This is a genomic window from Desulfobacterales bacterium (genome assembly GCA_029211065.1).
GTDB lineage: Bacteria > Desulfobacterota > Desulfobacteria > Desulfobacterales > JARGFK01 > JARGFK01.
In genome coordinates this window covers 1-5,909 of the sequence record JARGFK010000171.1, presented here as the reverse complement: position 1 = coordinate 5,909, position 5,909 = coordinate 1, and the positions used below count along the sequence as shown (strand labels likewise).

At 50.8% G+C, this 5,909-nt stretch carries 7 protein-coding genes; 4 read left to right on the top strand and 3 right to left on the bottom strand.

Going from position 1 to position 5,909, the window contains the following annotated elements:
- Positions 1-106 precede the first annotated feature (106 nt).
- Genes P1P89_21745 through P1P89_21735 form a run of 3 tightly spaced genes read left to right on the top strand, consistent with a single transcriptional unit; the run spans position 107 to position 2,099 of the window.
- Positions 107-1,042, top strand: a complete 936-nt coding sequence (locus P1P89_21745; protein MDF1594142.1) for a tetratricopeptide repeat protein — start codon at positions 107-109, stop codon at positions 1,040-1,042.
- 44 nt (positions 1,043-1,086) lie between these two features.
- The gene (locus tag P1P89_21740; protein MDF1594141.1) at positions 1,087-1,785 is read left to right on the top strand and encodes a class I SAM-dependent methyltransferase; all 699 of its coding nucleotides are present in this window, start codon (positions 1,087-1,089) and stop codon (positions 1,783-1,785) included.
- Positions 1,786-1,805: 20 nt separating this feature from the next.
- Positions 1,806-2,099, top strand: coding sequence for a PilZ domain-containing protein (locus tag P1P89_21735; protein ID MDF1594140.1), 294 nt, complete (start codon positions 1,806-1,808; stop codon positions 2,097-2,099).
- Positions 2,100-2,108: 9 nt separating this feature from the next.
- Here the strand turns inward: P1P89_21735 and P1P89_21730 are convergent, their stop codons facing one another.
- Positions 2,109-3,272: a TraB/GumN family protein gene (locus P1P89_21730; protein ID MDF1594139.1), complete on the bottom strand. Its 1,164-nt coding sequence runs from the start codon at positions 3,270-3,272 to the stop codon at positions 2,109-2,111.
- 202 nt (positions 3,273-3,474) lie between these two features.
- Between P1P89_21730 and P1P89_21725 the strand changes: the two genes are divergently transcribed.
- On the top strand, positions 3,475-3,936 hold the full coding sequence (locus tag P1P89_21725; GenBank protein ID MDF1594138.1) for a hypothetical protein: 462 nt from the start codon (positions 3,475-3,477) through the stop codon (positions 3,934-3,936).
- Here the strand turns inward: P1P89_21725 and P1P89_21720 are convergent.
- Positions 3,896-4,792 (bottom strand): EamA family transporter, encoded by an 897-nt coding sequence (locus P1P89_21720; protein ID MDF1594137.1) that lies wholly within the window; start codon positions 4,790-4,792, stop codon positions 3,896-3,898. The two genes, P1P89_21725 and P1P89_21720, sit on opposite strands and share 41 nt — an antisense overlap.
- 17 nt (positions 4,793-4,809) lie before the next feature.
- A complete protein-coding gene (gene purN / locus P1P89_21715; GenBank protein MDF1594136.1) occupies positions 4,810-5,601 on the bottom strand; it encodes a phosphoribosylglycinamide formyltransferase in 792 nt (263 codons plus the stop codon).
- Positions 5,602-5,909 lie beyond the last annotated feature (308 nt).

The following is a 5,909-nucleotide window of genomic DNA, read 5'->3' as shown; positions in this document are numbered from 1 at the left end:
CTGTGTCGCGCCAAATGATTATTGGAGGTAACCCTCTACATATAGTGGGCGGTTGAGTTAACTGCATACCCAGTATAAATAATATTACAAATTTTACGAGGCAACTATGAAAGGTAAAACAAGCCTGATGATATGGTTTTTGGCGCTGCTGCTGTGCGCCTGCGCCGGGGGAAATACCCTCAAGAATTCATTGCCCCCTGACAGCACAGCCGGTGCGAATGAACTCATTAAAGGCAACGACCGCTATCAACGGGGATGCTACCCCCAGGCGCTGGCGCATTTTTTTAAAGCGCACGAACGCTTTACCGCTTCCGACCATATGGCCGGCAGCGCCATGATCATGAATAATATCGGAAATGTCTATCGGGCGGTCAGCGATCTTAACAGCGCCCTCCTGTTTTATGAGGAAGCCTACATCGCCTATATGGATCTGAAAAATCAGGACGGAGCCCTGCAGTCGCTTACAAATAAAGCCGCCGCTCTCATAGACGTCAACAGGTTTGAAGAAGCTGCCAACGAAATCGCCCGGGCTGAAAAAATTGCCGCAGGCAACCCCAAGCTTTTTGGCCCCCTGCTGCGGAACCAGGGTGTGCTCCTGTTAAAAAAAGGCGACTATCCGCGTGCCCAAAGCCTTCTGGATGCCGCTCTTAAAAACACGGATCCGCTCAACCTTCCGGAAACAGCCGCTGTCAATTTTGCGCTGGGGACTTTAATGGTAAAAACAGACCGCCCCGGTGAAGCCATCCATCATTTCAAAGCGGCCCTGTCCGCCGATCGGTCATCTTCTTATTACATGGGCACGGCCGACGATCTGGCCGCGATCGGATCCGTCCACCTCAGCCGGGGCTATGCGGAACTGGCCGTCGGGTATTTTAAGCGTGCCGTCAAAATCTATGCCCTCCTCCGGAACCAGCCCAAGGTCGACGCCACGCGGAATCTGCTGGTGGAAGCATCGCAAAAGGCCGGCATGAATATTGAGCTTACAGAATTTTTCGTGGAAAAATGGTCCCGGGAAGAGGCTTCTGAAAGGCCGTGCCGGTAAGCCGCTGAACATTCCCCCGGGACGGTGAAGGAAACGCTTTTAACATGGCGACAAAAAAACTTTTTGACGACTGGCCGGAGCGGTACGATCAATGGTTCACGACCCCCATCGGCCGGCTCATAAAGGAGTTTGAAGGCGGTCTGGTCAACGAACTCTTAAGCCCTGCACCGGACGAAAAAATACTCGATGCCGGCTGCGGTACGGGGATCTTTACACGCGATCTTCTCTCGGCCGGCGCCCGGGTGGTGGGTCTTGAACTTTCCAGCCCCATGCTCCATCAGGCCCGGAAAAAAGCCGGCGGAGATCCCTTCCAGGGCGTTCAGGGAGACATGCTGAATTTGCCTTTTTACGACAACACTTTTGACAAAACGGTTTCGATAACGGCGCTGGAGTTCATCAAGGATGCCCCAAAAGCCGTAAATGAGCTCTTTCGCGTCACCCGGCAGGGGGGCCTGGTCGTGGTTGCCACTTTGAACCGTCTCAGCCCCTGGGCCGGCCGCCGCAAGGCTAAAACCCAACGGGGCCAGAAGCATATTCTGGAAAATGCACATTTCAGATCCCCCCGGGAGCTGCTCAGTTACGGCCCTTCTGGCGGCAATGCAAAAACGGCCGTCTATTTTGAAAAGGAAGATCCTCCTGATGAGGCCGTTGAAAAGGAACTCCGCGGACGTTCGCAAAATCTCGATACCGGCGCGTTTGTCGCAGCTTGCTGGCAAAAAAACGGACGGGGAACTGATCACTGAAAGGATTTAAAACAAATAAAATGAAAAAAACAAAGTATGACGGACCTGAACGCAGACAATATTTCAGATACAATCTGATTTATGCCCCGAAAGACAAAGCCACACTTAAAATCGGAACCCATTCATACGAAGTGCTGGACATGTCCAAGGAAGGACTCCGCTTTAAAAATGACGGTGAGCCCATCATGGACAAAAAGGTTTCCGGCGTTTTGGAATTCTCCGACGGCGACACCCGGATGGTGGAAGCTGAAATTATTTGGGAGCAGGAAAACGAAGTCGGTCTGAAGTTTACCCCACAGAGCCAAAATGCTTAAATATGGCTTCTAAAACACCTTGGCCATGAGGGGAATGGCAACAAAGGTGCCGATGGAGCTTCCCAGGTTGGTGAACACCACCACCAGCAGAACCCGAGTCACCTTGTTTTTCCAGAATCCTTTGATGGAGAGGATATCCTCGGATAAACTTTCAAAATCCTTGACCTTGGGCTTTCTGGAAACCGCTTCCACCAGTCCGGATACCCATCCGGCCGCAATCATGGGATTTAATGAGGTGATAGGGGCGGCCAAAACCGCCGACAAAATCGTGAAGGGATGCGCCAGGGCCAGCACGGCCCCCAGGCCGGCCAGCACCCCATTGACGACTATCCACCATTTGAGCATCTGGGTTCCGGCCTTTGCGCCGCCGATGTAAAAACCGCTAATCAGCAGCACCCCGATTCCCAGCGGCAGAAACCATTTAAAGAATCCGGCGGCCTTGCTCTTGGGCGGCAGCTTTTCCAGTGAGCCCACATCAATGACGTCGTTCCAGTACTTTTTAATGCCGGGGACATGTCCCGCACCCACCACCGCCACTTTTTTATGTCCGGGAGCCGTCCTTATTTTATGGGCCAGGTATCGGTCCCTTTCATCGATCAGAATCTGTCTCAGGACCGGAAGGGACGCTTCCACTTCCAACAGCAGAGCCTCTAAAACATCCTGCTGTTTCATTTTTTCGATGTCCGCTTCGCTGATATCATCCAGTTCTCCGGTCGATAATATCAGTTGAAACAGAAGTTTAAACTTTTGCCAGCAGCCCATGCTGCGCCATATGCGTGAGAGCGTTATGCGGATATCCCGGTCGGCCAGATAGATATCCGCACCCACCGTCTCTGCTGCCGCAATGGCATCGAACATTTCCTGGCCGGGTTGGATGCCGAACTTATTCGCGATTTTCTTTTGAAAAGAAGCCAGCAGAAGATTTGAAAGCAGTAAAAAAGCTTTTTTTTCTTTAATGACTTTTATAATATCCATTTCACGCCAGCGGTCTTTCTGGCGAATGGACTGATACCTGGATTCGCAAAGCTCCAGGCAGACCGTATCCGGTTTTTCCGTTTTGATTACGTCGACGACCAGATCGGCGCTTTCCCTGGACACATGGGCGGTACCTATGAGAATAGTCTCAGTCTCATCTGCACACAGGCGGTGGATTGCTTCATTATTGTTTGTCATAAGCTTTTGTAGTATATAAAAATCCATTTCAACAGTTTTTTAGGCCCAGCTTACTTATACCATTCCTTCCGGCGATGCAAGGCTGAACGGAAAAGAACTTTGCGATAGCATAACTTAGATGGATTGTTTAAAATAGGCTTCGTGTGAATGATAGCTGTATCCTCTTAATAACAACGGCCTGACAATTTGAAACACAAACCGCATGCGTATTCACGATGATATTTTCAGCTGGGAAGGTTTTGGCGGCACGCTTCGCCTGGGAAGCGGCAAATGCCGGCTGCGCATCTATGACCTCAGAAAAGGAGAAGCCGGCAGCCTGACGTACCTGAAGCCTTTTCTAATAATTGTTTCTGATGTGGCGGACAGTAAAATGTCCGTCCGCAGTTGTGCCGGACATGTGGCCACCCGTGTAACACAGACGTTTCGGATCGATCCCCACCGCATGATATTTATTGAGCATTATCCGTCCAAAACCTATGGAGATCAGAACCAGCACCTTATCCCGGAGCGTTATGAAATGGTTGAATTTTCATGGCACCAGGACAAGGCGCTTCATCCAAAGTGGCGGCCGCTGAAACCGCCGCTGCTGGATATCATTCAAACGTTCATACGGTCGGAAAATACTACTGTGCCGTTGCCACCAGATAAAACCCCGCCAACATGACGCTTGCCCAAAAAAACCGCCAGCGGCCGGACGGCTCTCTAAGCCCGATCCCTCCTGCCAAAACGGCCATCAGCACGCTTGATTGCCGCAGGGCAACGATATAGCTCACTGTTTCGGTTTGCATGACATGCAGGATCAGGGTGTATGAAGCCATGGTGCCCAGTGCTGCAGCCGCAGCTTTGGGCCATTCACGCCTCAGGATGCAATCGAACGCCGGCCGGATGCGCTGCCGGTTGAAGATCAAATAAAATAGGTAGCAAAGCGTCATTTGCAACAGATAGTAAATGAGTCCCCGGGTACCGGAAGCTACCGCCTTCGCCTGGCTGAATGCAACCATTCCGGCTTTGTCAACCAGCGTGTAAGCCACCACCGCAGCCAGGGTAATAAATGCCCACATGCAGTCCTTTTGTTTAACCGAAGAGAGAAACTTCTTCAGCCCCGTCCGGCCTTCTCCCCTGAGTTGAATCAGGAATACACACCCGATAACGATTCCGATACCGATCGCGCCCTGTTTTGAAACGGTTTCCCCCAGCATGAAAAATGCAGCAATTGCAACAAATGCCGGTGATGATCGCGCAATGGGGTAAACAAAGGAAATATCACCGGTTTCATAGGCGCTGCTCAGGGCAATGAAATATACGGTATGAATCCCGCCGGAAAGGACGATATACAGCCAGACAACGGGCGGAATCTCATTGAAGGAAATGAAGGGAACAGCGACTAAAAAAAAGCCAATGGCAAAGATGCCCGTTAAAAGCGTGAAGGTTTTCGGACTGGGACTGGTTTTGGTTAAAAAATTCCAGCCGACATGAATCGATGCGGAAAGCAGCACCAGAAAGATGGCCATCTGAGACATTCCCGGATTCCTTCAGGTCACTTGCCGCTGATTTTGACAACGGTTCTTTGGAATGTACCACCTTTCATTTTATACTTCATTTTTTCGGTTTTCAGGCGTCCTTCCGCAAACAGCTGGATACATTCCGGGTAGAGCTCCCATTCGAGTTCCAGCCCCTTGGCCTTGATGCTCTCGAGCGTATCATTTTCGTCTATCCTAAACGCCCGCTGACCGATGATCGGGCCCGAATCCTCACCATAGTCGATAAAATGGACCGTACAGCCCCCCACTTTAGATCCATAGCGAAACGTATCGCCGTAGCCATCCACCCCGGGAAACGCGGGCAGCAGCGCCGGGTGAATGTTCATGATGCGGATTTCATCCGGGACGGTATTGACCCTGTCGATAAAATAAGGTGTTAAATTCCGCATAAAACCGGCCAGTATCAGCAGGTCAAAGGGATAAGGCTTCATTTTTTTCAGCAATTCGGCTTCAGCGATCGCCCGTGTAATCAGAAACGCTTTGAGCTTTGCGGCATCCCTGCCGGCCGGCACGATGGTTTGCCGGGCGGCAATTGCAGCAAGGCTAAAATCGTCCGGCACGAAAGCCCTTTCCGGGTCTTGACGATAGCTTCGGATAATGGATGCATAATCGACTGTAAAAGTATCAATTTTATGTTTTTTTGCCCGTTCAAGACCGAAGGCCTTGGGATTGTCCGATCCGACAAATACCACTTCCCCATTTATCCTGCCGGCTTCACAGGCGTCGATAACGGCCTGCAAATTGGAACCTCCCCCGGAAATCAACGCACCGATTCGCAGCTTTCGCATGTTAACAGCTCCTTTCTCTTAAACGGTCGCAACTTTTGAAAAATGCTCGTTTTTATTAAGCCCAAAAAAGGCGAACCCGCCATTGCGGGTTTTCCCGCTCTCTGGCGATATGCACCGCATTCCACAAAAAAGTGTCGGAATAACGCAAAAGGGGCCTTCTGCAAAGGTATTCACCATCAGATTTGACAGGTATCAGAAGCGGCTATTTGTGTCAATTCTTGATGCGGCCAACCAGCAATTCTCGGTCAGTTTGTAAAGTAGGGTTTGGTGGGCCTTGAGAAGTAATTGTCAAACTATTTTTCGTAAAG

Coding starts and splice junctions, on each gene's coding strand:
- P1P89_21745 (MDF1594142.1), top strand. CDS start 107: ATGAAAGGTAAAACAAGCCTGATGATATGGTTTTTGGCGCTGCTGCTG.
- P1P89_21730 (MDF1594139.1), bottom strand. CDS start 3,272: ATGACAAACAATAATGAAGCAATCCACCGCCTGTGTGCAGATGAGACT.
- P1P89_21740 (MDF1594141.1), top strand. CDS start 1,087: ATGGCGACAAAAAAACTTTTTGACGACTGGCCGGAGCGGTACGATCAA.
- purN (MDF1594136.1), bottom strand. CDS start 5,601: ATGCGAAAGCTGCGAATCGGTGCGTTGATTTCCGGGGGAGGTTCCAAT.
- P1P89_21735 (MDF1594140.1), top strand. CDS start 1,806: ATGAAAAAAACAAAGTATGACGGACCTGAACGCAGACAATATTTCAGA.
- P1P89_21725 (MDF1594138.1), top strand. CDS start 3,475: ATGCGTATTCACGATGATATTTTCAGCTGGGAAGGTTTTGGCGGCACG.
- P1P89_21720 (MDF1594137.1), bottom strand. CDS start 4,792: ATGTCTCAGATGGCCATCTTTCTGGTGCTGCTTTCCGCATCGATTCAT.